This is a genomic window from Pseudomonas sp. S3(2024) (genome assembly GCF_036861315.1).
Classification (GTDB): Bacteria; Pseudomonadota; Gammaproteobacteria; order Pseudomonadales; family Pseudomonadaceae; genus Aquipseudomonas; species Aquipseudomonas putida_A.
Genome location: NZ_JAZAQQ010000018.1, coordinates 37,863 through 63,821, shown reverse-complemented (window position 1 = coordinate 63,821; position 25,959 = coordinate 37,863). Strand labels below are relative to the sequence as shown.

General features: G+C 55.7%; 21 protein-coding genes and 1 pseudogene. 11 read left to right on the top strand and 11 right to left on the bottom strand.

Annotated features, from left to right (window positions below; all coding sequences use genetic code 11):
- Window positions 1-117: 117 nt before the first annotated feature.
- Window positions 118-1,059: a class I SAM-dependent methyltransferase gene (locus VLA07_RS26630; RefSeq protein ID WP_330207953.1), complete on the bottom strand. Its 942-nt coding sequence runs from the start codon at window positions 1,057-1,059 to the stop codon at window positions 118-120.
- Window positions 1,060-1,258: 199 nt separating this feature from the next.
- Between VLA07_RS26630 and VLA07_RS26625 the strand changes: the two genes are divergently transcribed.
- Both VLA07_RS26625 and VLA07_RS26620 read left to right on the top strand, forming a co-directional pair.
- Window positions 1,259-1,672: a response regulator gene (locus VLA07_RS26625; RefSeq protein WP_027613245.1), complete on the top strand. Its 414-nt coding sequence runs from the start codon at window positions 1,259-1,261 to the stop codon at window positions 1,670-1,672.
- Between the two features lie 78 nt (window positions 1,673-1,750).
- Window positions 1,751-2,410 (top strand): annotated as a pseudogene (locus tag VLA07_RS26620) (HAD-IA family hydrolase); the annotation flags it as partial.
- A 319-nt stretch (window positions 2,411-2,729) separates the two neighbouring features.
- Here VLA07_RS26620 and VLA07_RS26615 read toward each other — a convergent pair.
- A complete protein-coding gene (locus VLA07_RS26615) occupies window positions 2,730-3,389 on the bottom strand; it encodes a methyltransferase family protein (protein WP_096795888.1) in 660 nt (219 codons plus the stop codon).
- 312 nt (window positions 3,390-3,701) lie between these two features.
- On the opposite strand from VLA07_RS26615, the gene VLA07_RS26610 reads away from it, so the two are divergent.
- Window positions 3,702-4,499 (top strand): SDR family NAD(P)-dependent oxidoreductase, encoded by a 798-nt coding sequence (locus VLA07_RS26610; protein ID WP_027613242.1) that lies wholly within the window; start codon window positions 3,702-3,704, stop codon window positions 4,497-4,499.
- Window positions 4,500-4,529: 30 nt separating this feature from the next.
- A complete protein-coding gene (locus tag VLA07_RS26605) occupies window positions 4,530-4,940 on the top strand; it encodes an SRPBCC family protein (protein WP_333992546.1) in 411 nt (136 codons plus the stop codon).
- A gap of 127 nt (window positions 4,941-5,067) precedes the next feature.
- Here VLA07_RS26605 and VLA07_RS26600 read toward each other — a convergent pair whose 3' ends face one another.
- Both VLA07_RS26600 and VLA07_RS26595 read right to left on the bottom strand, forming a co-directional pair.
- Window positions 5,068-6,462 (bottom strand): sensor histidine kinase, encoded by a 1,395-nt coding sequence (locus VLA07_RS26600; RefSeq protein WP_333992544.1) that lies wholly within the window; start codon window positions 6,460-6,462, stop codon window positions 5,068-5,070.
- Window positions 6,440-7,123 carry a response regulator transcription factor gene (locus VLA07_RS26595; protein ID WP_027613239.1) on the bottom strand — a complete coding sequence of 228 codons (684 nt, stop codon included), beginning with the start codon at window positions 7,121-7,123 and terminating at the stop codon, window positions 6,440-6,442. Before VLA07_RS26595 ends, VLA07_RS26600 begins: the two co-directional genes overlap by 23 nt.
- 307 nt (window positions 7,124-7,430) lie before the next feature.
- On the opposite strand from VLA07_RS26595, the gene VLA07_RS26590 reads away from it, so the two are divergent.
- The 4 genes from VLA07_RS26590 (at window position 7,431) to hcnC (ending at window position 11,779) form a co-directional block, all read left to right on the top strand.
- Entirely contained in the window at window positions 7,431-8,372 is a 942-nt protein-coding gene (locus tag VLA07_RS26590; RefSeq protein WP_027613238.1) for a hypothetical protein, read from the top strand.
- Between the two features lie 434 nt (window positions 8,373-8,806).
- Window positions 8,807-9,121 (top strand): cyanide-forming glycine dehydrogenase subunit HcnA, encoded by a 315-nt coding sequence (hcnA, locus tag VLA07_RS26585; RefSeq protein WP_333992542.1) that lies wholly within the window; start codon window positions 8,807-8,809, stop codon window positions 9,119-9,121.
- On the top strand, window positions 9,118-10,527 hold the full coding sequence (gene hcnB / locus VLA07_RS26580) for a cyanide-forming glycine dehydrogenase subunit HcnB (protein WP_098968199.1): 1,410 nt from the start codon (window positions 9,118-9,120) through the stop codon (window positions 10,525-10,527). Before hcnA ends, hcnB begins: the two co-directional genes overlap by 4 nt.
- Window positions 10,520-11,779, top strand: a complete 1,260-nt coding sequence (gene hcnC / locus VLA07_RS26575; protein ID WP_333992539.1) for a cyanide-forming glycine dehydrogenase subunit HcnC — start codon at window positions 10,520-10,522, stop codon at window positions 11,777-11,779. Before hcnB ends, hcnC begins: the two co-directional genes overlap by 8 nt.
- A 208-nt stretch (window positions 11,780-11,987) precedes the next feature.
- Here hcnC and VLA07_RS26570 read toward each other — a convergent pair whose 3' ends face one another.
- Window positions 11,988-13,796 (bottom strand): monovalent cation:proton antiporter-2 (CPA2) family protein, encoded by a 1,809-nt coding sequence (locus tag VLA07_RS26570; protein ID WP_096795893.1) that lies wholly within the window; start codon window positions 13,794-13,796, stop codon window positions 11,988-11,990.
- A gap of 251 nt (window positions 13,797-14,047) precedes the next feature.
- Here VLA07_RS26570 and VLA07_RS26565 point away from each other — a divergent pair, with 251 nt between their 5' ends.
- A complete protein-coding gene (locus VLA07_RS26565; RefSeq protein ID WP_204894768.1) occupies window positions 14,048-14,962 on the top strand; it encodes a LysR substrate-binding domain-containing protein in 915 nt (304 codons plus the stop codon).
- Here VLA07_RS26565 and VLA07_RS26560 read toward each other — a convergent pair.
- From VLA07_RS26560 to VLA07_RS26545, 4 genes are all read right to left on the bottom strand, one after another.
- Entirely contained in the window at window positions 14,952-15,719 is a 768-nt protein-coding gene (locus VLA07_RS26560; RefSeq protein WP_027613232.1) for a substrate-binding domain-containing protein, read from the bottom strand. The two genes, VLA07_RS26565 and VLA07_RS26560, sit on opposite strands and share 11 nt — an antisense overlap.
- A 12-nt stretch (window positions 15,720-15,731) precedes the next feature.
- Entirely contained in the window at window positions 15,732-17,024 is a 1,293-nt protein-coding gene (locus VLA07_RS26555; RefSeq protein ID WP_330207943.1) for an MFS transporter, read from the bottom strand.
- 431 nt (window positions 17,025-17,455) lie between these two features.
- Window positions 17,456-19,315 carry a phospholipase D-like domain-containing protein gene (locus tag VLA07_RS26550; RefSeq protein WP_225138574.1) on the bottom strand — a complete coding sequence of 620 codons (1,860 nt, stop codon included), beginning with the start codon at window positions 19,313-19,315 and terminating at the stop codon, window positions 17,456-17,458.
- 10 nt (window positions 19,316-19,325) lie between these two features.
- Window positions 19,326-22,952 (bottom strand): AAA domain-containing protein, encoded by a 3,627-nt coding sequence (locus VLA07_RS26545; RefSeq protein WP_333992534.1) that lies wholly within the window; start codon window positions 22,950-22,952, stop codon window positions 19,326-19,328.
- A 457-nt stretch (window positions 22,953-23,409) separates the two neighbouring features.
- Between VLA07_RS26545 and VLA07_RS26540 the strand changes: the two genes are divergently transcribed.
- Together VLA07_RS26540 and VLA07_RS26535 are read left to right on the top strand one after the other, a co-directional pair.
- Window positions 23,410-23,718 (top strand): RcnB family protein, encoded by a 309-nt coding sequence (locus VLA07_RS26540; RefSeq protein ID WP_007965617.1) that lies wholly within the window; start codon window positions 23,410-23,412, stop codon window positions 23,716-23,718.
- 189 nt (window positions 23,719-23,907) lie between these two features.
- Entirely contained in the window at window positions 23,908-24,246 is a 339-nt protein-coding gene (locus VLA07_RS26535) for an FKBP-type peptidyl-prolyl cis-trans isomerase (RefSeq protein WP_333992533.1), read from the top strand.
- An 81-nt stretch (window positions 24,247-24,327) separates the two neighbouring features.
- Here VLA07_RS26535 and VLA07_RS26530 read toward each other — a convergent pair whose 3' ends face one another.
- Both VLA07_RS26530 and VLA07_RS26525 read right to left on the bottom strand, forming a co-directional pair.
- Complete coding sequence (locus VLA07_RS26530; RefSeq protein ID WP_333992531.1) at window positions 24,328-24,663, bottom strand: hypothetical protein; 336 nt, start codon at window positions 24,661-24,663, stop codon at window positions 24,328-24,330.
- Window positions 24,660-25,898 carry an S-type pyocin domain-containing protein gene (locus VLA07_RS26525; RefSeq protein ID WP_333992530.1) on the bottom strand — a complete coding sequence of 413 codons (1,239 nt, stop codon included), beginning with the start codon at window positions 25,896-25,898 and terminating at the stop codon, window positions 24,660-24,662. Before VLA07_RS26525 ends, VLA07_RS26530 begins: the two co-directional genes overlap by 4 nt.
- Between the last annotated feature and the right edge of the window lie 61 nt (window positions 25,899-25,959).

Genomic DNA, 25,959 nt, shown 5'->3' with positions numbered 1-25,959 from the left:
GCCCCGGTTGATCGGGGCGGCGGGTTTTGTCCTTCTGAAGAAATGGGTTGCCGGTGAGTCAGTCTTCGCGAGCAGGCTCACTTCTACAGGGATGAGCGGGGTTCGCGGGATGTCGGGTCAGTCGAGGCGTTTGAAGACGAGCGCCTTCAGACCGCTCTCAGGATCAATATCCGGAAACTCCGGCGGATTCTCCAGCCGCTGCTCGAAGCGCAGACTCGGCGCCTCTTGCGTCACGCCATCGATCAGAAAGTCCGAACCAAAGGACGGATCATTCATGCACGCCAGCACCGTGCCGTCTGCCGTGAGCAATTCCGGTAAACGACGCAATACGCGCTGGTAATCCTTGGTCAGCAGAAAACTGCCTTTCTGGAACGATGGCGGGTCGATGATCACCAGGTCGTACGGGCCGCTGTTGATCACCTTGCCCCACGACTTGAACAGGTCGTGGCCGAGGAAACTCACCTTGCTCAGGTCATGCCTGTTCAGCCGGTGATTGTCACGACCGCGGCTCAGTGCGGCGCGGGACATGTCGAGGTTGACCACATGGCTGGCGCCGCCTTCGATGGCCGCCACGGAAAACCCGCAGGTGTAGGCGAACAGGTTCAGCACGCGTTTGCCCGCAGCCTGCTCACGCACCCAGTTGCGCCCATAGCGCATGTCGAGAAACAGCCCGGCGTTCTGCTTGCGACCGAGATCGACGCGATAGTGCAAGCCGCCCTCGACGATACTCATCTCGTCGATTTCATCCCCCAGCAACCATTCGGCGGTGCTCTGCGGCAGGTAACGATGTTGTACCAACAAGGTGTGGGCACCGGACTCTTGCCATTCCGCCGAGGTGCTGATGTCGAGCAGCATTTGCTTGAGCGCTTCGAGTCGCTCCGGCAGCGGCTCCTTGAACAGCGAGACCAGCACCACGCCTTGCAGCCAGTCCACCGTCACTTGCTCCAGCCCCGGCCAGCAACGCCCGCGCCCATGGAACAGGCGACGGGTTTCGCTCGGTGCGGCCGCCAGTGCAGGCAGCAGATGGGCGCGGAGGGTGGCGAGGGCTTCAGGGTTCATCAGTCACGGTCGGCAAGCAAAAGGGCCGGCATTTTAACCACAAAAACCGCTTGGCGAACGCCGGTCAGCCAAGGCGATTGACCACTGTTAAGAAAAGACCTGTATCAAAAATGAATTTATGCAGGGCGCGCTGCTCATACCAGATAAGCAGCGGATTCGAGCCGCTAAGTCGTTAATGCAATTCAGGGAGTGCCAGTTCATGAGTCCAACACCGACACCGAGCGCGCTCCTTCCTGGCGGGTTGATTCTGGTGGTTGAGGACGACCCGTTGATTCTGGAGTTTCTCTGCGAAATTCTTCAGGAGGAAGGTTTCAAGGTCGAGCCGCAAACCAGCGCGGATGCCGCCAAGCTGTATCTGGAAAAGCACGCGTCGGATGTCGCGTTGCTGCTGACCGACATCACCATGCCCGGTGAAATCAACGGCGCCGGGCTGGCCAATCTGGTTGGCGACCGCTGGCCGGAAAAGCCGGTGATGGTCATGTCCGGTTATGAAACCCCGGAAACTTCCGGGGTCAAGCATCCGGTGGCGTTCATCAAAAAGCCCTGGGCGATCGGCCAGTTGCTTGACTGTGTCGACAGCGCTTTCAAGTCCAAGGCGCCACGTCTGCACTGAGGTGGCGGGTCGAACTGCCGGGTAAAAATGCTACATTGCCCGGCCAATCCGCCCAGTTCTGTCAAAGGATGCGACCTTTTGTCTGCTCACGATAACGTCTTCGACCGCGCGTTCGGCGCGTTCCTGTTCGACATGGACGGTACCGTCCTCAATTCTATCGCCGCTGCCGAGCGCGTCTGGGCCGCGTGGGCCGAGCGCCACGGGGTTGATGTCGAGCGTTTCCTGCCGACCATCCATGGCGCCCGCGCCATCGACACCATCCGCCGGCTGAACCTGCCGGGAGTGGACGCCGAGGCGCAAGCGGCATTCATCGCGCAGGCGGAAATCGATGATGTCGAAGGGATTGTGCAGATACCTGGGGCCGCGGCGTTTCTCGAAGCCTTGCCGAGTGAGCGCTGGGCAATGGTGACTTCGGCGCCACGGGATCTGGCGTTGCGGCGGATGGCGGCGGCGGGGATTGGCGAACCTGCGGTGATGATCACGGCGGAGGATGTGACGGCTGGCAAGCCTGATCCAGCGGGTTATCGTCTGGCCGCGCAACGTCTGGGGGTTGATCCCGCCGATTGCCTGATTTTCGAAGATGCCACTGTCGGTATTCAGGCTGCTGAAGCGGCAGGTGCAGCGCTGATGATCATCACCACGACGCACCAGCATCCCCTCGAAACCCGCCACGCGACTATCGACAGTTATGAGCCGCTGAGAGTTGTCGTCGATAGCCAAGGTCAACTGCACCTGCAANCGGCAGGTGCAGCGCTGATGATCATCACCACGACGCACCAGCATCCCCTCGAAACCCGCCACGCGACTATCGACAGTTATGAGCCGCTGAGAGTTGTCGTCGATAGCCAAGGTCAACTGCACCTGCAAAAGGCCTGACACTACAAAGTCCCCTGTGGCAGCGGGCTTGCTCGCGAATGCGGTCTTTCAGTTGCATGCGATGTCGACTGATTCAGCGCATTCGCGAGCAAGCCCGCTCCCACATTCGATCAATGTCGGGCCGTAAATGTTGCCCGCTATCCAACACTGCAGGAGCCGGTTCAGTCTGCTGGTGATGGCGTCAGTAAACCCCCGGCAACAATCGCCAGCTGCGCGCGCAATAAGCCTCGTACTCAGCACCAAACTGCCCGCGCAGCAGCGCCTCTTCCGAGTGAATACGTGCGATCAGTGGAATCAGCGTCAGCGCCGCCAGAATCAACCCGACACTGGAACGAAACGCCAGCGCCCAGCCCACGGCGTTGACCACCAACCCCAGATAGCTCGGATTGCGCAGGCGTGTGTAAATGCCGTCGGTGACCAGCCGATGCCCCGGCTGAATCGCCACCAGGCCGCTGAACCGACGGCCCAGCACAAACACCGGCCACAGCCGCAGCGTGCCACCGACGATAAACAACAGCGCGCCGAGCCAGCGCACGCCTTCAGCGCCGAAGGTCCAGAAGTCTATGCGATCGCAGTACGCCGGGAGAAATCCGCTGACCAGACCGATCACGCCGAACGCCGGAATCACCCAGCGATTGGCGCGGTCCTCGCGCTCGCCCGAACTCATGTTTACATCGGTGAACAGCGACGCCACCACCATCAGCACCGTGGCCAGCGCCACCAGCACCAGCGCCCCATGCGAAAAGAACACCGCCGGCCCGCCAATGCCCCACACCGCAAGGCCCAGGTAGGCGAGGGTGGCGAGCACCGCAACCACGGTCATTTGCGCAGACATTTTCATGGTCATCTCTTGAAAAGCGGCTGATCCTTTCAGTGTAGGACGCCGCTTAACCCGCGTAGGTACCGGGTCAGTCACCATTGATGCCGGATGTCCCGGCCCCTTCGTGAGCAAGCCCACTCCCACCCTTGATCCGGGCCAGCCCGAGAGCCTACATCGACCGACAATCCCGAGTGGGAGCGGGCTTGCTCGCGTAGGCGTCGGATCGGTCGTGACCAGTCTTTGGTCGGCAACGCCTTCATCCGGCCAACATCGCGTCTACGCTGATCCATTCCTTCTATTTGTCCGTGTATTGCCCATCGAAGAGGTGAACCCATGAAAATCGACTTGAGTGGAAAACTGGCCATCGTCAGCGGCAGCACGGGTGGCATTGGTCTGGGCATCAGTCAGTCACTGGCCGAGGCCGGAGCCACGGTTGTGGTGATCGGGCGTGAAACGGCCAAGGTCGAGCAAGCGCTGGCGAGCATTCGCCAGCAGGTGCCGGGTGCGCAACTGCGCGGTCTGACGGCCGACCTGGGCACTGCCGAAGGTGCGGAAAAACTGTTCGCCGCTGAACCGCGCGCAGACATTCTGGTGAACAACCTCGGCATTTTCGACGCCGTGGATTTCTTCGACACCCCGGACAGCGAGTGGACGCGCTTCTACGAGGTCAACGTGATTTCCGGCGTGCGCCTGTCGCGGCATTATGTGCCGGCGATGGTCGAGCAGGGCTGGGGACGGGTGATTTTCCTGTCCTCGGAATCCGGTGTGGCGACCCCGGCCGACATGCTTAATTACGGCGTGACCAAAAGCGCTAACCTTGCGGTGTCCCATGGCCTGGCCAAGCGTCTGGCGGGCACCGGTGTGACGGTCAATGCGATCCTGCCGGGGCCGACCTTTACCGGTGGCGTGGAACACATGCTCAAGGATGCTGCGGCCGAGTCCGGCCGTAATCTGCGTGAAGAGGCTGATGCGTTTGTGCGCAGAGCGCGGCCGACGTCGATCATCCAGCGGGTGGCCGATGTTGCCGAGGTGGCGCATCTGGTCACGTACATCGCTTCGCCGTTTTCCTCCGCCACCACTGGCGCGGCCTTGCGCGTGGATGGCGGTGTAGTCGACAGTATGGCGATCTGAACCGCGAAGACTCTGGAGAAACGTTTATTTATGGCAACTGCATCAGCAACCATCGACATCCCGGCTTCGGCCGATCAGGTCTGGCACTTGATCGGCGGCTTCAACACGCTGCCGGATTGGCTGCCGTTGATTCGCAAGAGTGAACTGAGCGATGGCGGACGCGTGCGCACCCTGCAAACCGCCGACGGCGCGGTGGTGATCGAGCGTCTGCAAGCGTTCGACAACGCTGCCAGGACCTACAGCTACTCGATCGAACAGGCACCGTTCCCGGCGACTGACTATCTGGCGACGATCAAGGTTGAAGCTCAGGGGCAGGGCGCCCGGGTAACGTGGTCGGGACGCTTCAACGCCAAAGGCGTGAGCGAGGAAGAAGTGGTGGCGCTGTTCACCGGCATCTATCAGGGTGGCCTTGAGGCGCTGCGGGCCAATTACCCGACCTGATTGAACACCACAAAAACCCTTGTAGGAGTGAGCCTGCTCGCGATAGCGGTCGATCATTCAACAATTATGTTGGCTGACCCACCGATATCGCGAGCAGGCTCACTCCTACAATGCAGCACGGTGATTCTCAGGACTGCGAGATCAAACTCTGTCGACAATCCAGCACCAACTGCGCACCGCCCAGCTCACTGCTGCCCACCTCAAGATTGAAGCCATGCAGGCTGACAATCGCCGCGACAATCGATAGACCCAGGCCAAAGCCACTCTGCGGTTGCCCGCCCTCGGCACGATAGAAACGCTGAAACACCGCCTCACGCTCGGCCTCGGGAATCCCCGGCCCTGAATCGTGAACTTCGATCCGCGTGTGCCCGGCATCATTCACACCACGCAAAATTACCGTGCCGGCCGCCGGGGTGAACTTGATCGAATTGCTCAACAGATTCGCCAGCGCCTCGAACAGCAACGCTCGGTCGCCATTGAGCGGCGGCAGGGTTTCCGGCATGTTCAGCACGAACAGCAGCTCGCCTTCCTCGGCCAGCGGCAGGTAAAACTCATGCAGTTCTTCGAGCAATTGCACCGGATCGAGCTCGACAAAACCTGAGCGCCGCTGACGGTCTTCCAGCTCGGAAATCCGCAGCAACCCACGGAACCGCGCCATCAGCGTATCGGCCTCGGCCAGCACCAGATCCAGTTGCGCCGCTTCCTGCGAACCCTCACCAGCCTGCTGTTGCATGCGATACAACTGCGCGCGCAAACGCGTCAGCGGCGTGCGCAAATCGTGGGCGATGTTGTCGCACACACCTTTGACTTCATGCATCAGCCGTTCGATGCGATCGAGCATGGCGTTGACGATGGCGGCGAGCATGTCCAGTTCGTCGCGGCGGTTGGACAGCGGCAAACGGTGGGTCAGGTCGCCGGCGACAATCGCCTGGGCGCTGTCTTGAATCGCGCGGATGCGGCGCATTGGTCGGCGGCGCAGCAAATGCCAACCGGCAATCCCCGGCAGAATCGTCAGTGATACCCCCCAGAACAACGCGTGCAGAATGATCCGCGTGACCGCGAACAACGAACCGTTATCGCGCAACAACACCAGCCAGCGACCGTCGCGGGTCTGAGTCGCCACCGCGTCGCAGCTGTCGGCGGGCAGGGTCGGGTCATCGGAATCGGCGCAGTCATCCAGGGTGTGGATCTTGCCATCCAGCGGCAGGCCTTCGGGCAGTTGCTGCAAGGCACCGCCGAGGTAAACGCCCTGGGCGTCGAACAGGCCATAGGCGTCGATGCCGCGGATGTCAAAGGTCATGCTGGCGGCGAGTGCTTCTTCCAGTTGTTCACCGCGAAAGTGCGAAAACAGATGCTGACGTTGCATCAACGAATGCTTGGCGAGGTTATCGAGATAGCTGGAGACCTCGAAATACATGACCCCCATGAGGATCGCGCTCCAGGCCACGAACAGCGAACTGTACAGCGCCAGCAGTCGACTGCTGGAGGAGCGCCAGCCGTCAGACGGGTTCGGCAATGACATAACCCGAGCCCCGTACCGTGCGAATCAGCGGAACATTGCCCGCCGCGTCGATCTTCTTGCGCAGACGACCGATGTGTACGTCGATCAGGTTGGTGCCCGGGTCGAAGTGATAGCCCCAGACTTCTTCGAAAATCATCATCCGCGACAGGATCTGCCCGCTGTTGCGCATGAGAAATTCCAGCAGCTTGTATTCGGTGGGCAGCAGCGTCAGGACCTGCCCGGCGCGACGTGCTTCGTGGCTGATCAAATCCAGTTCGAGGTCGGCGACCTGCAACGTGGTGGCCTGGGTGGCAACGCTGTTCTGGCGGCGCAGCAGCACTTCCACGCGTGCGGCCATCTCGTCGGTGGCGAACGGTTTGGTCAGGTAATCATCGCCACCGGCGCGCAAGCCGCGCACGCGCTCATCGACATCGGAGAGCGCGCTGATCATCAGAATCGGCGTGGCCACGCCCATGGTGCGCAGGGTGGTGACGATCGCCAGGCCATCGAGTTCCGGCAGCATGCGGTCGAGGGTGATCAGGTCGTAGTTGCCGCTGACGGCGCGGTCGAGGCCTTCGCGGCCATTGTCGACCCAATCCACTTGCAGGCCGTGGCTGCTGAGTTCGGCAACGATTTCACGGGCAGTCACGGCGTCGTCTTCGATGGTCAAAATACGCGTCATAGGGCAGGCCTTGATCGGTTCAAACGGAATGGCTGCATTTTGCCAAGTATTTTGCGTCGCGCTTTAAATTAACTTTCATGTATAGCCTGTCACAAACGTCAATCCGGGGCGCTTTGCGGCGTTGGCGTCAATGCATAAAACCCGCTGCTTTCCGTCCATTGTTGCAAATTGCAATGAATGTAGAAGTTCAGTCTTTTTAAATCGTTGAAATTGAAAGATTTATTTCGTGCTCTCGACTGGCACGGTCGCTGCAATTCATCTCGTGACGAGTTGTAACACCATTTTTCATGCCTGGAGCACTACAACAATGAATAGATCCTCTGATGGGTTTTATCCTGCCTTCGAAGGAGAGTCGAGCAACGTGTCAGGCGTGTCCTGGGGCGCGATTTTCGCGGGCGCAGCGGCGGCCGCAGCACTGTCGATGATTTTAGTGCTGCTTGGCTTCGGTTTGGGATTCTCTGCCGTTTCACCTTGGGCCGGGGAGGGCATCAGCGCCAAGGGTCTGGGGATTTCGACGATTGTCTGGCTGGCGGCGACGCAAATCATCGCCTCCGGTCTGGGTGGCTACATCGCCGGTCGCCTGCGGGTGAAGTGGGCCAACATGCACGGGGATGAAGTGTATTTTCGTGATACTGCCCATGGCTTCCTCGCCTGGTGTGTGGCCACGCTGGTCACCGCAGTATTGGTAGTCGGCTCGGTCAGCAGTGTGATCAGTGGCGGTGTGCAGGCCGGTGCCAGTGTCGCCGGTGGCGCAGCGGCTGCCGCGACTCAGGCTGCCGGTAGCGCAGCGGCCAACACTGACAGCAATCAGTACGGTTACTACATCGACAATCTGTTCCGCGATGACCGTCCAGCATCGGTCAGTGATGATGCCGCCCATGGCGCCGTAGCGCGGATCTTCGCCCAGAGCCTGGCCAACGGCCAACTCAGTCCGGAAGACCGTACCTACCTCGCGCAACTGGTCGCACAACGAACCAATCTGAGTCAGGCCGACGCCGAGAAGCGTGTCGATGAAGTGTATGCCCGCACTCAGAAGGCCATCGCCGACGCCAAAGTCAAAGCCCAACAGGCTGCCGACACCGCTGCGAAAGTTGCTGCCTGGACCTCGCTGTGGATGTTCATCGCGTTGCTGGCCGGTGCGTTCTTCGCCAGTCTCGCCGCCACCTTCGGCGGTCGTCGCCGGGATGCGGTCGAGTACGTTGAAGTCGAGACCTACGCCACCACGACCACTCTGCCTCCAGTCCGTTAACAAGGAGAATCACCATGCGCTCTCTATTACTGTTTTTCCTCGGTGTGCCAATCCCGATCATCATCCTGATCGCCCTTTTCGTACACTGATTCCAATGCTCCATTGAGGCCCATGCCTCGGCCGCTTTCACTTCACGGTGAAAGCGGCTTTTTGCTTTCTGGCGTGCACCATTCGTCTTCTTCAACCGAATCGTTGAACAATCCGACCGCTTTCACTGGCCTGGATCAATATTCGCGTTTGTAACTTCCCCTAACGTAAATGTTCCAGGCCTTCGCTGAGGTTTGAACTACAGTGCTTCACGCGCACTTTGCTGCGCTGACGAAGTACCCGCGAGCCCGCCTGTAATCGAACAATTAAACGGGCCGCACGGTGTAGAGCAGCAAGGAGCTGACGCAATACCTTCCCCCTGAACCTTTTCACGGATGAACTTCGTAATGCACTGCCTAGAACGCACTTTCGATATCCAGCCCCTGACCCAGGCGGATATGACCGTCCACATCAATGGTCAACCGGTGACGGCGGCCATTGGCGAAACCGTCCTGAGCGTTATCCAGTCCCTTGGCGTGCGCCAGGTCGCACGCAACGACCATGGCCAGATCAGCGGCGCCTACTGCGGCATGGGTGTGTGCCAGTGCTGCCTGGTGAAGATCAACGGCCGCCACAAGCGCCGTGCCTGTCAGACCGTGGTGCGCGACGGCATGCAGATCGAAACCCAGGTCAACCGCATCGACGAGCAGGAGGTCGTATGAGCCTGCAACCGGTGATCGTCGGCGGTGGTCCGGCGGGGATGGCGGCGGCCATCGAGCTGGCGCGTCATGGGGTGCGCTGCACCTTGCTCGAAGAGGCCTCGCGTCTTGGTGGCGTGGTCTATCGCGGGCCACTGCGCGACGGCGTGCAACTGGATTATCTGGGGCCGCGCTATTCCGAAGCCCTGAGCAAACTGCACGGTGATTTCCAGGAACAGTCCGGGTTGATCGACGTGCGCCTCAATCATCGCGTGGTCGGCGCCGAAGGCACCCGCGCGCTGGTGGTGCTCGACGGCGACGAGCAGCTGCACGAGATCGAATATCCGCAATTGCTGCTGGCCGCCGGCTGCCACGAACGCAGCGTGCCGTTCCCCGGCTGGACCCTGCCGGGGGTGATCATGCTCGGCGGTCTGCAACTGCAAATCAAAAGTGGTGTGGTCAAGCCGCAGGGGCCGGTGGTCATCGCCGGTACCGGGCCGTTGCTGCCATTGGTGGCAACGCAGCTGCACGCGTCCGGCGTCAAGGTCGCGGGCGTGTATGAAGCCTGCGCCTTCGGCAAGATCGCCCGCGAAAGCCTGGCGTTGCTGAACAAGCCGCAGCTGTTCCTTGACGGTTTGAGCATGCTCGCTTACCTGAAACTGCACGGCATCCCGATGAACTACGGCTGGGGCGTGGTCGAAGCCCACGGCGACGGCGAGCTGAAAAGCGTCACCGTGGCACCTTACTCGGCCAGCTGGGAGCCAGACCTGACGCGCATCGAGCGCTTCGAAGCGCAGACCCTGGCGGTCGGTTACGGCTTCATTCCGCGCACCCAGCTCAGTCAGCAGATGGGCCTCGATCACGGTTTCAGCGACGACGGTTACCTGCGCGCCAATTCGAACAACTGGCAGCAAAGCAACGAGCCGCACGTGCATCTGGCCGGTGACATGGGCGGGATTCGCGGCGGTGAAGCGGCGATGCTTGCCGGCAAGATCGCCGCGACCTCGATCCTCCTGCAACGCGGGGTGATCGAAGAAGAGCTGGCGCGGGTTCGCCGCGACCGTTACCTGGGCAAACTCAAATCCATCGTGCGTTTTCGCGCAGCCGTCGACCGTTACACCGAACGCGGTGTCGGCCAGACTGCTTTGCCGGCCGCCGACACGGTGATCTGTCGCTGTGAACATGCGACCCGCGCTGACATCGATCTGGCGCTGGAGCAAGGCGTGCAGGACATCGCCAGCCTGAAGATGCGCACCCGCGTCAGCATGGGCGATTGTCAGGGACGGATGTGTGTCGGCTACTGCAGCGACCGCTTGCGTCAGGCCACCGGGCGCAAGGACGTCGGCTGGCTGCGTCCGCGCTTCCCGATTGATCCGATCCCTTTTTCCGCGTTCCAGTCCGTCGGCACGGAGGCCGCATCCCATGAGTAAGTTCTATGACGTGATCATTGCCGGCGGCGGCGTGATCGGGGCGTCCTGCGCCTATCAATTGTCCAAGCGCCAGGGCCTCAAGGTGGCGGTGATCGACGCCAAGCGCCCGGGCAACGCGACCCGCGCTTCGGCCGGAGGCTTGTGGGCCATCGGCGAGTCGGTGGGGCTGGGCTGCGGGGTGATTTTCTTCCGCATGATGTCGGCCAACCGCAAGCGCGAAACCCAGGGCGCGGCGGTCGCGGTGGACGCCAGCACGCCGCACATCCTGCCGGAGTCCTTCTTCGATTTCGCCTTGCAGTCCAATGCGCTGTACCCGGCGCTGCATCGCGAGCTGAAGGACAGGCACGGGATGGATTTCAAGTTCGAAAAGACCGGGCTGAAGTTCGTCATCTATGACGACGAAGACCGCCTCTACGCCGAGCACATCGTCAGTTGCATTCCGCACCTCGCTGATCAGGTGCGCTGGCTCGATCAGGCGGCGCTGCGTGAAGCGGAACCGAGCGTCAGCCATGAGGCCCGTGGCGCGTTGGAGTTTCTCTGCGATCACCAGGTCAGCCCGTTCCGTCTGGCCGATGCCTACATGGAAGGCGCGCGGCAGAATGGCGTCGACATCTTCGTCAACACCAACGTCACCGGTGTGTTGCACCACGGCAGCCGCGTGACTGGCGTGCAGACGGCCGAGGAGGGCGTGTTCCACTGCAAGACCCTGATCAACGCCGCTGGTGCCTGGGCGGCGGACTTGAGTGAGTGGGCGACGGGGATTCGTATCCCGGTGAAACCGGTCAAGGGCCAGATTCTGCTGACCGAGCGCATGCCGAAGATCCTCAACGGCTGCCTGACCACCAGCGACTGCTATGTGGCGCAGAAGGACAACGGCGAGATCCTGATCGGCAGCACCACCGAAGACAAAGGCTTCGACGTCACCACCACCTACCCGGAAATCGCCGGACTGGTGCAGGGCGCGGTGCGGTGCCTGCCGGAACTCAAGGACGTCAATCTAAAGCGCACCTGGGCCGGATTGCGTCCGGGCTCGCCGGATGAGCTGCCGATCCTCGGGTCGATGCGTGGGGTGGAGGGTTACCTGAATGCCTGCGGACACTTCCGCACCGGTATTCTGACCTCAGCGATCACCGGCGTGCTGCTGGACAAACTGGTCAATCAGGAAGCGCTGCCGCTGGATATCACACCGTTCCTGGCGGATCGGTTTGAGGTGGCGCCGGTCAAGCAAGAACGTGAATTAGAGCTGGCCTGATCCAATCCCCTGTAGGAGCTGCCGCAGGCTGCGATCTTTTGATTTTGCTTATTAAGATCAAGATCAAAAGATCGCAGCCTGCGGCAGCTCCTACAGAGGTCGAGTTTGCCGATCAATTGTGTAGGAGTGAGCCTGCTCGCGATGGCGGTGTGACTGATAGATTGCAATCGCGAGCAGGCTCACTCCTACAATTGGAATTGCGCTGAAGTCAGACCTTGCGCGCTTCCTCTTCCAGTTGATCCGACTCGAACAACCGCGCCAGTTCCGCTCGGGCTTCCTGAGCGGTTTGCAGGACTTTGGCCGCGTCGTCGTAGACCGCGTGCTGGGCTTCCAGCACCTGTTCGTCATGGTGTTTGAAACGCTTGATCCGCGCATCGGCCTGGGCCTGGGTCAGACCGAGGCCGACCAGGGTACGGCGGCTCATTTCCAGGCTGGAGTAATAGGTCTCGCGAATCGCTTCGGCGCCGACATCGACCAGGCGGTGCACGTGCTGACGGTTACGTGCGCGAGCGATGATCTTCATGTGCGGATACAGCTTGCGCACGATCTCGGCAGTCTTGATGTTGGTCTCCGGATCATCCGTGGCAATCACGAAATACTCCGCCTCGCCAACCTTCGCCGCATTGAGGATTTCCGGGCGCATCGGGTCGCCGTAGAACACCGGCACGCCGCCAAAACTGCGCGACAGTTCGATGGTTTCCACCGAGGTGTCCAGCGCCACGAACTTGATGTTCTGCGCACGCAGAATCCGCGCCACGATCTGGCCCATCCGGCCCATGCCGGCAATCACCACGCGCGGTGCCTCGGTGTCGATTTCGCGGAATTTCTCCGGCACCTCCACTGGCTGCACTTTCGGGCTGACCAATCGTGCACAGATCAACAGCAGCAACGGCGTCAAGGCCATCGACAAGGTGATGGTCAGCACCAGCAAGTCATACAGGCGCGGTTCGAACAGGCCCTGATCGCGCCCGATCTTGAACACCACAAAGGCAAATTCACCGCCGGCGGCGAGCACGATACCCAAGCGAATCGCACTGACTTTGGTCAGCCCACCGGCCAGACGCCCGACCACAAACAGCAGCGGCAACTTCAAGCCGATCAGCAGCAGCGTCAGGCCCAGCACGGTGATCGGCGCACTCAGCAGCAGACTCAGGTTGGCGCCCATGCCGACGCTGATGAAAAACAGCCCGAGCAGCAGGCCTTTGAACGGCTCGATCTGCGCTTCCAGTTCATGGCGATACTCCGAGTCCGCCAGCAGCAGGCCGGCGAGGAAAGCCCCGAGCGCCATCGACACCCCGACCAGATCCATCAGCCACGCCGTACCGATCACCACCAGCAAGGCGGTGGCGGTGGAGACCTCCGGCAGACCGGTTTTCGCCACTACGCGAAATACCGGGCGTAGCAGATAACGTCCACCGACTACCACCACGGCGATCCCGCCGAGCACTTGCAAACCGTGGTTCAGGCTTTCCGCGTTGCTGCTGGCGTGGGCGCTGCCGGCGAGCATCGGCACCAGCGCGATCAATGGGATCGCGGCGATGTCCTGAAACAGCAGAATCGCAAACGCCAGTCGCCCGTGGGGGCTGGTCAGCTCCTTGCGCTCGGCCAGGCTTTGCAGGCCGAATGCGGTGGACGACAGCGCCAGGCCAAGACCGAGCACAATCGCACTGTTCAGCGGCTGACCGAACACGTACAACGCCAGCACGCCGATCACTGCCGCCGTCAGCAGCACCTGCGCCAGACCTACGCCGAACACCGACTTGCGCATCACCCACAAGCGACGGGGTGACAGCTCAAGGCCGATGATGAACAACAGCAACACCACGCCCAGTTCGGAAATATGCGCAACGCTCTGCGGATTGCCAATCAGGCCGAGCACCGACGGGCCGATGATCACCCCCGCCAACAGATAACCCAGCACCGCGCCCAGTTGCAGACGCTTGGCCAAGGGCACGGTGAGCACGGCTGCGAAGAGAAACACGACAGCGGCTTGTAACAGGTTGCCTTCATGGGGCATGGGTTGACTCCTGACAGCGGTACGGCGGGGGGTGACAAGGATAAGGGCTGCGCCGCTCGTCAATCCACCACAAAACCCTGTGGGAGCGGGCTTGCTCGCGAAAGCGCTGGTTCAGTCGATGTTGATGGCGACTGTGACACCGCATTCGCGAGCAAGCCCGCTCCCACAAGGGCGATATCATCAAATCTGTAATAAATTGCATCATTTGGTTACATTGATAGCCTTCACGAATCAATCTTTTCGAGTCCGCCATGGCCATCAACTTCGACCTCAACGACCTGCAAGCCTTTCGCGCCGTGGTCGAGCAGGGCAGTTTCCGCAAGGCCGCCGACACCGTGCGCCTGTCACAACCGGCCCTGAGCCGACGCATCGAGAAGCTTGAAGACGCCCTCGGCGTAAAGCTGTTCGAGCGCACCACGCGCAAAGTCAGCCTGACCCAGGCCGGGCGTGGCTTCATGCCCAGCGTCGAGCGTTTGCTGGATGATCTTGACGTGGCGCTGCTGGGCATCAGTGAAGTCGCATCGACCCGACTCGGTCATGTCACCGTGGCTTGCGTACCCTCGGCGGCGTACTACTTCATGCCGCGGGTGGTCGCTCGCTATCACCAGCAGTTTCCGCGGATCAAGGTCAAAGTCCTCGACTCCAGCGCCCACGATGTGCTCAGCGCAGTGGTCAACGGCGAGGCGGATTTCGGTTTGAGTTTTCTGGGCACGCAGGATGCCAAAGTCGATTTCGAACCGCTTGTGCAGGAGTGCTATGTCGTCGCTTGCCGGCGCGATCACCCTTTGGCCGGACGCAGCAGCGTGACCTGGGACGAGTTCTATCAGCAGGATTACATCTCGCTGGACAAGACGTCCGGCAACCGTTTTCTGCTCGATCAGGCCTTGAGCCGTGTGGTGCCGCAGCGCCCGAGCATCTGCGAGACGCGGCATGTGACGACCATGATTGGTCTGGTGGAGGCGGGGCTTGGCGTGGCGGCGGTGCCGCTGATGGCGATGCCCGGGCCGGATCATCCGATCCTGACGCGGGTGCCGCTGACCGATCCGCAAGTGATGCGCAGTGTCGGCATCCTCAAGCGCCGGGGTCGCACGTTGACCCCGGCGGCATTGGAACTGGAGCGGCTGGTAGTGGAAATGAAAGTCCAGCCGCCAACGCTTAGCGCTTGACCGAATCCAGCCCGGTGGCTTGCACGTCAGCCTGGGCGGCAGGCGCGGCGAGGTAGTCGAGCAGGGCCTTGGCCTCTTTTGGATGCTGCGCGCCGACCGGGATGCCGGCGGCGAAGCGCGTCACCGACTGCACCGACTCCGGAATCTTCCCGACAAACGTCACCCCCGGCACCGGCAGCAATTCGCTGACCTGCTGGAAGCCCAGTTGATAATCGCCGGTGGCAACCACCGAGCCGACCGGGACTTTCGGGATCATCTTCGCTTTCGGTTTCAGTTGATCCTCGACACCGAGTTTGTTGAACAACTCCTTCTCGATGTACACGCCGCTGGCGCTGTCGGAGTAGGCCACCGATTTTGCGTCGAGCAGGGTTTTCTTCAGGCTTTCGACGCTGCTGATGTCCGGCTTCGGCGCGCCTTCACGCACCACCAGACCGATCCGTGAATCCGCCAGTTCGACCCGCGAGGCCGGGTCGACCTTGCCCTGTTTGATCAGGTCATCGAGGGCGTAGCCGACCATGATCACCACGTCGGCGTGCTCACCGCGAGCGAGGCGATTAGGGATGGCTTCCGGCGCCTTGCCCATCGACGGGCCGAGTTGGGTGTCGAGGGTGTTGCCGGTGGCGGCCGCGAATTTCGGGCCGAGGATTTTGTAGGCGGCGGTGAAGCCGCCCGACGTCATCACATTCAGCTGTTCAGCATGGGCCAGGGCGCTGAAAGCGAAGAGGGCGATGGCGCTGAGATTGATCAGTTTTTTCAAGGTGATTGCTCCTTATGCGGCAACCGGTTGCAAACGGCCGCCTGCGCGGCGATAGAGGTACAACGTGGCGCACAACGCACACAGTGCGCCGACGCTCATCCAGTAACCCGGCGCCGCTTTGTCGCCGGTGTACTGGATCAGGAAGGTCGACATCGCCGGGGTGAAACCGCCGAAAATCGCGGTCGCCAGGCTGTAGGCGAGGGAGAAACCGGCTACTCGCACTTCCACCGGCATGATCTCGGTCAGCGCCGGAATCATCGCGCCGTTGTACATGCCGTAGATGAACGACAGCCACAGCAGCGACAGCAACATATGGCTGAAGCTCGGCGCCTGCACCAGGTACGACAGCGCCGGATAGGTGGTGGCCAGTGCCAGCAGCGCCATGGCGATCAGCACCGGGCGCCGGCCGATACGGTCGGACAACATGCCGCCAATCGGCAGCCAGAAGAAGTTCGACACGCCCACCAGCAAGGTCACCAGCAACGCATCGGAAGTGCTCAGGTGCAGCACGGTTTTACCGAAGGTCGGCGCGTACACGGTGATCAGGTAGAACGCGGTGGTGGTCAGCGCGACCATCAACATGCCACCGAGCACCACGCCCCAGTTCTGGCCAAGCGTGCGGAACACTTCCTTCATGCTCGGGCGGTGTTTGCGTGCGGCGAACTCTTCAGTTTCCGCCAGGTTACGCCGCAGGAAAAAAATGAAGGGCACGATCATGCAACCGACGAAAAACGGAATGCGCCAGCCCCAATCGGCAACCACATCCGGCGCCATCCACGCGTTCAGCGCATAGCCCAAGGCTGCCGCGACGATGATCGCCACTTGCTGACTGGCCGACTGCCAGGCAGTGAAGAAACCCTTGCGGCCCGGCGTGGCGATTTCCGACAAATACACCGAAACACCGCCCAGTTCCGCACCGGCGGAGAAGCCTTGCAATAGCCGTCCGACCAGCACCAGCGCTGGCGCAAACAGACCAATGGTCTCGTATCCGGGCACCAGCACAATCAGGATCGTGCCGCTGGCCATGATCGACAGGGTGACGATCAACCCTTTGCGCCGACCGACGTCATCGATGTACGCACCCAGCACGATCGCCCCCAGCGGACGCATCAGAAAGCCTGCGCCGAATACGGCAAAGGTCATCATCAGGGAAGCGAACTCACTGCTCGCCGGAAAGAACACAGCCGCGATCTGCGTGGCGTAGAAGCCGAACAGAAAGAAGTCGAACTGTTCGAGGAAGTTGCCCGAGGTGACCCGGAAAATGGCGCCGGCCCGCGAGCCGCCGTGTGGGATTGAGGCTGTCATAGAAAAATCTCCACCGCTTTTATGACGTGCGCGACGTGGAAGCGGCGCACGGTTGTTATTGCGGCGGATGGTCGCGCAGCTGTAACAGGATGTTAATTGCATTGTTGGCATGGATTGATGCGCAAAGCGGATCAATCCAATTCCTCAAACGAAAAGTGGTGCGTCGGTTCGACGTGCTAACCCGAAGCAATTTGTCAGGCAGAAGTTTTAATTGAAATTGGCCGATTACTAGGCAAGTGCTAACTGCGTAAGTGCAGTTAACGTGGAGCTCGACACCCTTATGTTCTCTTCGGTATAAATTCAGAGAAGGAGTCCTATGAAACCCTTCTCTGAATAACGAATGCTATCGCTAATGACGCTCTTGCTGACGATCAGGGCGCCAAAGGTGTAGCGAATACTCTATGCCCTCTAAAAGAAGACTTAGAAATAAGTTAATTTATATTATGGAAGCTATTGAAGGACTCTCTAATGCGAGTGGAGAAATCGCCGCCGTGCAAATGAATGCCAATTTCCGAAAGTTGATCTCCTCGAGATGATGCGGATAGCCAGTTCAGGCTTGTCACAACTAAGTCATGCGAGTCCCACGTTAAAAATTTTGCATGTACCTGGGGATTGTTTGCTCTAAACATTTCAAATCCGTCCTCTTCAAGCTCATTTTCAAGGCGTTTCGATTCTTGGGTAGTCATTGGCATGCTACTTCGACCATAGCAAACCTTTATCGAAATTGAAGGAGTGCTACGCTTTGCTGCTTTTAATGGAGTAAAAATAGGGCGATCACCGGCATAGCTCACTCTATGGCTGCAAACTAAAATTTCTTCCTTCGCGTTTTTACAAGCTGACTTGGCTAGAGTGTGGTGGTCTGAGGCTGTAAGTAATTTTACCTCAATATTATTTTTATCATGTTTTTCACTCTCAAGAGCGGTCGGTAAGTTTTTTAATCTGGCAGATTGAACTGCAAAATCCCGACTTAACGGATTAGCTAATCCTTTACTTCCAATGGCTAAGGATGAGCAGATGTCGAAAAACTGAGAGGCTATAATGTTGTCTGTAATGCAGGCGGAGGACTCAAATCTGTTAAAGTTAGAAGATAACCAGTTGCAGGAGCCAATAGTGACGCGCCAATTGTCTTCGGCTGTGTCGCTAATTATAAATTTGGCATGAGAGTTGGTTGGCTGGCGATGGATTCTAAACTGTGTTCCTAGTCCAAGCATGCCAATTTCATTTTGAATTTTAGATATGGAGTCGGAAGTGAGTTTGTAGGTTGCCAGTCTGTCTTCAGATTCTGGTGGCGTCTGTCCCCACATGATATCAATCCGAACGGAACGTCGTGCGGCTTCAACTAAATTTTCGAGAACGTCTCGAAGGCACGATTCAGTAATAAAAGTGGAATGGATTATGAGTCGAGATCGTGAGTTATTAATTTCAGATAAAAAGTGTGATTTGTGCTCGTCGGGTTTCCCTATGATTTTTATATTGTGGTTCTGAATGGTCGCTGGTGTGAAAGCTTTTTCTAAAGAATATATTTTATGTACTGTGTGGGTGATACTGGAGTCTGCAATGCCTCCGATAAGCTTAATGAATTCCCTTTGGGTATTAGCTGCACTAATTATCTGTTCGCGAAGTTCATTTGAGATTTCCGGTACGCCAGTAATGCAGTCATTTTCATCTGCTCGCGCGATTGTATAGCGAATATTGTCGGCATAACTGCGCTTAACAGTGTCGCTTTCGAATCCATGTACGTCTTCGTCATCATTTGCAACGCAAGACAGTATGTCAGAGATGTCCGGCTCAAAAACAGGTTTCTCAATTTGTAGCGTTGTTGAAAAGTTACCATATTGAGAAAGCAATCTGTCAGCTTTCCCTTTGGGATAAATTTGATAGGTTTGCCTTTTTTTTCTATCTACTCTATAGCACTGTTGAGTTATGGGGTCGACTATAAAGTTTCTTGTTCTAATGAGCGGCTCTTTGTTTACTGGTAGATCAATTTGCGTTGCGGCTGCTAAACCTCTCTGTGTTACTTGAAATTGATAGTCTTGTTTGGTGCTTAAGATTTCCACCCAGCCTGCCTTCATTAAGGGGATGATTATTTCAGTTATAAGCTGTTTTGGAAGAAGAGTTTTTTCTGATAATTGATTAGATGTTAATGATTCTACTGCTAGGGTTTGCAGTATTAGGTGGTCAACAGCTCCCCAATTGAGGCGTTTCATGATCTTGAATTTGTGAAAGCCATGACCAAATGGGACTTTTACAAAAATAATAGGTTTTCGGTTGTTTATATTTTGTTCGGTCATTCTGGTCTTCTCATTGAGCGCTGAGTAACTGGGTGTGTTTTACGGTTACAAATTTTGATTGCGCAGAAAATAGGTTAAGCTTTTGCATCATTTTTACGAGAAATTGAAAATCTTCGTTGCCATGATATATGCGTTCTTTTCTTATTTTTTGTTCCCATATTTTCAAGAATTCATACGAGCCAACTATCACAAGTTGGAATTTTGCTCTGCTGAGGAGTACGTTCATTCTGCGGCTGTCGAGTAAAAAACCCAGTGCCCCAGAGGCATACGATTCGCCATTGTTTCGAACGAGAGATACAATTACTACATCCGCTTCCGCTCCTTGGAAACTATCCACCGTTTTGCAGAAGCTTGATGCGTCGTCAGGTCTCGAAAATGCACTAATGTTTGGTAGTTGATCAGAATTGTTGGCTATGTCACGCTCAAGTAATCGAACTTGTTGTGAGTAAGGAGAGAGAATGGCAAGTTTCGGTGCTTTTTCTGTATCATTTGTACGTAATTTTTTTAGTAATTTTAGTACGCACTTTCTTTCGAGGCTATTGTTCCATGTTGGCCTCTCTTCGTGTCCGTGGGAACGCAGATTCGCTTGAGCGTCTGGGATTTCAATCCAAGTTATCGCGGCTCGATTTAGTTTTTTGGCTGTCTTGCAAGAACCTTCAAAGAAGAATGGTTTTGGTGTTTTTTTGTAATAATCGATCTTGGCTGGAAAAGTTTTTAGCTTATCATCGTAAAACGCATGCGAGATTAGGTCGGCTATGTCTGGATGCATCCGGTGTTGAAGTAGTAGCGGGCTCGCAATTGGTCTATGCCACAGTTCAGTACCATATCTTTGGAGACTCCTTTGTTTTACGGATTCTTCTTCGTTAATTAGAGTTTCAAATAGTAAGTGAAGTCGTAGGGCCTCGTGGCTGATCTTTTGTAGCTGTTGGTCGTCTAGGTTTTTTATAAAGTTAGGCGTAAATGTTTCTTTGATGAATTCGCCTTTTATTAGGCTGTTATTTACTTCTGTTGAAGTTTCAATTGCTCCCCGTAATTTAGACAGGTTGCTTAGTGTCTTGCGCATTTCGGATGAAGCGTACGGAGGGAGTTGCTTGTGATCCCCAATCATTAGCCGGCGATATGAAAGTAAGAGAGGACTCAATAATTCTATGCCTGTAGCTTTTCCTGTTTCTTCCATTACTGTCCAATCAAATTGGGCTCGCGATTTTATTAGGTCTTCTACCTGTCTGGAGTTTGTGGTAGTGAATACAAGGTTTGCCGCTTTTAAAATTTGGCTCATCAATGAGAAACGCATCGCTCTATTGGATGGTTTCGCGAGCTCTAAAATTCTATCTTTTGTTGATTCGGCAGGAGCTTTCTCAAAAGCTTCGCTTTTGACTAAATTCTCAAGGTTCTGTCTCGAAATGTCATCAAGCTGTGTTGTTGCATCTCGTTCTTCATCTCCGCTTCCCTCTTTTATGCAGCTTACTATCAAAGGTTTTGAATGCTGATCTTCAAGAGCACCTTTAACTTCTTGATATAGATGCTGAACAGTCGAGTGGCTTTGTGCAGTTAATAAAATCCTAGTGTCGGGTTCTGCATCGAAGGTCTGCCTCACTAAAGTTGTCACTAAGTGAGTCTTGCCCACTCCTGGAGGACCTTGAACGAGATGCAATGGGATTGTGGATCTTATCCTTTTCAAGGCTTCTTGTTTGGATGAGTCAAGATCTTGGTAGGCAGCATCTATGATGTTTTCGTCGTGGGAATCCATGCTCGATAGATGAGGGTTTTCAAGCATTGCTATCAATTCTGAGTGTTCGCTGAGAGCATCAATTGATCCAGCTCTTCTGCTTAATTGTTTTGTTGTTCCTTGAGCAGAACCTGGGATTAAATAATAGTTCTGATACTCGGGGTCTGGAGTCATTGCCTGGAACTCGAAAATGTCTTCGCCAGATAACTCTTGATGTTGTTGAAAGATGAGCAGTACTTCCTGCTCTTCTTCGTTGAAGTTTATATTGCTTACGAGGAACCAATTTGGCTCGATTGATTGTGAGTCAAATAGGATTTTTTTTAATCTTTTTGCTGGGCTTTCAATGCCAAGTCCTTGCGCGATATCATCAATGCTATTATCTGATCTACTTTTCAAACGAATAATATTTTGACTAGGATCTTCTCTATCAGGATTGTAAGATAGAATTTCGACAGGGTAGATTTGGGATTTTGCGTAAGCTATTTCTGCCAAATGGTAGGCTGAGAATCCTAGTAGAAGTGTGCGTGAATCTTGGGTGGTCTTAAGTGTGTTACGTAATTCAAGTATTGTGTCTGCCCAAGAATCATATACCTTAGAAAGTTTGCTGCGATCATTATGCGTGAAGCATGAAATTGAGGAGTCGATTTTCTTTGAGGGAACAGAGCCGTCAATTTTTCGGGGGGGAGTGATGTATGCGTGTGTGCAGTAAGCACACTCCCAAGTGCCTTCAGTGTCAGTTCTATCTTTTTTATTTTTCGCTAGAATATAGGTCAGGCTTGATCCCATGAGTACAATTTCTTCTTGTCCTCTGTCATTTTTAAAAATACATAGTATAGGTGATTCCTGTAAGTCATCTTGTATGAATTGTAGAAATTCAGCTATGTTTTGATCAGATATAGGAATGCCGTGGATGCCATAAAATGCCATCTGTACGGCAGAGAAAACGGACATTCGTACGGCACTAGCCGCTGGTGGTGAATTGGGGGGGGTTAGACGGAAAGCAATTCCTAATGCTTCTTCTTGTGATGCGTTTATTTCATCTAGTTTTTTAATGATAGATTGGATTTTTGGTTCTATTATGTCGTGGTTTATTCCTTCGTTTGATATGTTTGTGTCTAGTCGAATTCGTCCTGCAAGTCCACGGATTATATTGATCTCGTCTAGGGTGAGCTCTGTTTTTTCAACTAGTTCTTTTATTGGATAATTTAAATCAAGTACTGATTCAATATCAAGCCTGAGGATTTTTGCGATAAGAACTCCCAGATCTTGCCAGTCACTCAGAAATGAAAAACACGTGGGCTCAAAAGGAACGTTAGTGGAGAATTCTAGGTTTGATTTAATGCGGTTAACTCGAATGGACCATTCAAAGCCAGTTAGTTGAAAGTCATCTTCATCGCTTTCAGCGTTTGTAAGTATTGAATTTAGGTCTAAATTTCTGTGCAGAATGCCTTGGGAGTGGAGCAGTTGAAGTGCTTGTGATATACGTATTATATTTCGCCAAAATCTCGATCTGTTTTTCTTGTTTTTCAGGTTGTTAATCCAGTGACGTATTGTTAGGGTGCCTTCTAATTTTTCAGGGAAGTGAACTTGAAGTGGTTTTCGTTCTCCAGCGCCAAGAACTAAATAGAACCCTTGGTCATCTTGGCTTGACGACATTATTGGGGCAATGAAATCACCAACTCCAGGGCAGCCTCTCAGTCGTTGAAGTTGCCGAACTTCGTATAGCCAAATTTCGTGAAGAGTCCTTTGCGCATCTGGATTTGTTTTTGGCCAAAATTTGATTAATACTGGCGAGTCATTCAACTCTGCTTCTATTAGCTTTTGAGATTCTGCGTCAGATCTTTTGTCTGGTATTTCTCTTAAATTTTGAAATTTTTCTAGAAACTTGTTTTCGGTGCTTGTATGCATATCCTATCCTTAGGCTGACGGTTGAAAAAATCAGGGCGCGCTTAGATTTTGAAGTGCTATATGCCGTTAATAATTTATTACTAAGCAGATTGAGAGGGAGCAAAGTAAACATTTTTCGGCAATCCGTGCGCGTGATGGCTAGATGCTACTCTAGGTTTCTTTTACTGTCATTGCCTTCACTGAGGCTGAAATCACGGATTATCGGCAAACGATTGCACTGAACATGCAGTAGCTCATGGCACAAGGATTTATTCATATGAGCGCGTTGTGTGTTGGCTCCATTGCCGTCGAAGCAACCCTCGCTTCATCAGACGTACGCCAAAAAGGGGGGGAGGAGTTAAAGGATGGGGGCCTGCCAGCCAACGACAATCCCCAGCCAGCCTAGAAAAAAACAAGGAATGATTCCCTGACTCATCAGTCGGAGTACAGGCATTACCCATCTGAAGGAGGTTCACCGATGAACAGCAAAACCCTAATCGCCAGCCTGGCCCTTGTTGCCGGCATTGCCGGGATCAGCCCACTTGTTCAAGCGGCGCAAACCTCAAGCGAACCCACCGTCCAGTCCCCGACCAGCGACCGTGAATTGAAGGTCAACGACCGCGCCCCGGACATTTATCAGCGCAGCGACAAAGCGCTGAAAAACTGGAAACAGAAAGGTTTGAAAGCACCGATCGACCAGGCGCAGTGGGTGCAGATCAACGACAAGTACGTGATGGTCATGATCACCAACGGCACCATCGTTGAGATGCAGCCTGTCGAGCGTTAAGTCTCCCGACTCAAAGGCCCTGCGCATGCACTCGTGCAGGGCTTCCCACCCCGAAATCCTGCTGTGTCTGGCGTTCTCCATTGCAAGATCTGCAATCCGCGGAGTAATAGCATTGCTCTGCGCCATCGGCTTGCCAATCACCGGCATTTCTGGGAAAACGGCCGCCAGTTAAGCAATCGAGTGAATGTCATGACGGATGAACTGCAGGTAATCGATCTCCAGGTGGGCGAGGGCAAGGCTGCCGTCAAAGGCGCGCTGATTACCACCCATTACATAGGCTGGCTGGAAGACGGCAGCGAGTTTGATTCTTCCCACATCCGTGGCAAACCTTTCCAGTGCGTGATTGGCACGGGCCGGGTGATCAAGGGCTGGGATCAGGGGCTGATGGGCATGCAAGTGGGCGGCAAGCGCAAACTGCTGGTGCCGGCGCATTTGGGCTATGGCGAGCGGACGATGGGCAAGATTCCGCCGCATTCGAATCTGGTGTTCGAGATTGAGTTACTAGAGGTTTTGACGCGGGAGGATTGAGGGGGCGAGTGTTGAGACCGTTCGGATGAGGGGCTAAGACCCTCATCCCAATTTCAGTAGTTTGAGCGTTCGTTCGACGGGTCAGGCGAATGTGTCGATATCGTCAAGCGTGTCCTCAATGATTCCCCTCAGAGCAGGGAACTTCCTCTGAACGATTTCGAGTGCGGGCAGAACGGTTTGGATATCTAGCTCGCCATGGCGTCGAGCGATGTGACCAAGAGCGGTGACGGCAGACGCTACAATCGCTTCAGTTTTGTTGGTGAGATATTTCAGGCAGGTGTCTTGAGCCCAGGCCCTGTCGCTTTCATTCAGACCGATAGACACCAGCGCGCAAATGACATTCTCGTCCAGGTCGCTGGCAAGATGTCTTATGGCTTCATCATGGCTGAGTGATGGGTCTTGATAGATGAGGCTCATTTTTTTGCTCCGAGGATATTGCCTTTGTTGTCTACTTTTTTGGCTTTGATCAGTGCATTTTTCATATCTTGATGAAGTTTATCCCATGCCCGTACGTGGCCGTGGTAGACATCTCCGCCCGTGCGGTCAAATACAACTAGCTCATTTGTGTCCGGATCGACACCAATGCGGCGTGGCGATGTGGGTTTTACCTGAACAGAGTTTTCCAGCGTTTCCCGGCCATTAGTAGGTCCCTTACTTTTGACGGGTGTATCTTTTTTTCCGTGGTAACTGGCCGCGTCGAATTCAAGCGCCAGGACAATATAGAGCGGTTTGATGCCTGAATTGGCTGGGAACACCAGAATGAAGTCCTGATATTCCGGTGGATAAACCGGATTAACAATGATTTTGTCCGCCTGTTCTGTCGGCGGATAAATCCATATCTGTGGCGCTTGCGGAGCGCTTTCCAGTGGCGGGATCCCCGTGGTACTGGAAGGGTCAACAACGGGAGTCCAGATCAGTGCTGCCCCATTACCGAAGTCCGCAACTTGTTGGGTTCCTTGCTCGACGAACTTTACGACAGGAATCATCTCCCAATCACTGCGCGTTTGGGTGTTGTATCCGTACCCTTTCAGAGTGCCGTCTGGCTGTTGTGCTACGTGTAGTCGGACACGAGTTCGGCCTTTGTCGAGTGATTTGAGTTGTTCTTCTGTGTACAGAGAACTGTCGCCCAAACTCGATGGCCAAAGCAGTGCGACTATTCCGAGTAGTACTCCTGCGCCAACACCTCCCGTCGCCACGGCTGCACCGCTCACTGCGCTACCACTTGTGTTTGCTGCGGCAGTCAGACCAAGAGCAAGAGTTCCTGCTGAGTTGGGCAAGTGGCTGCCGTAGATTTTTTTCAGCGGTATGTTTCCGACGGCATCTCGTTCGCGGCCGCCTAACAGGGAAAACTCTCCAAAGTCGGCTAGCCTCTCTACTGGTATAAACCCGGCGGTGCTTGTGTGATTAATGACACCATCCGGAAGTTTGCAGCTTTTGGTAAACACACAGCCTTTAACATCGCGCTGATACTTTAGCGGTTGTTTGATCAATCGATTCTCATACGCCTGCTGCCTAGCCAGCATATCGTCATAAGCAGTTTGTCTTGCCTCCCTCTCCGCCAGTTCGCTGGTTGTCATGTAGCGGCTGGTAATGTGGTGACCGTCACCGGCCGGTGGGTTTTGAACCCGGGGTATATCCTTTTTACTGGCCATCAGCGTCCTTTTTACATCGATTCTGAAAACGATGCGGACGCTATATCAAGGGGCTTTTGAT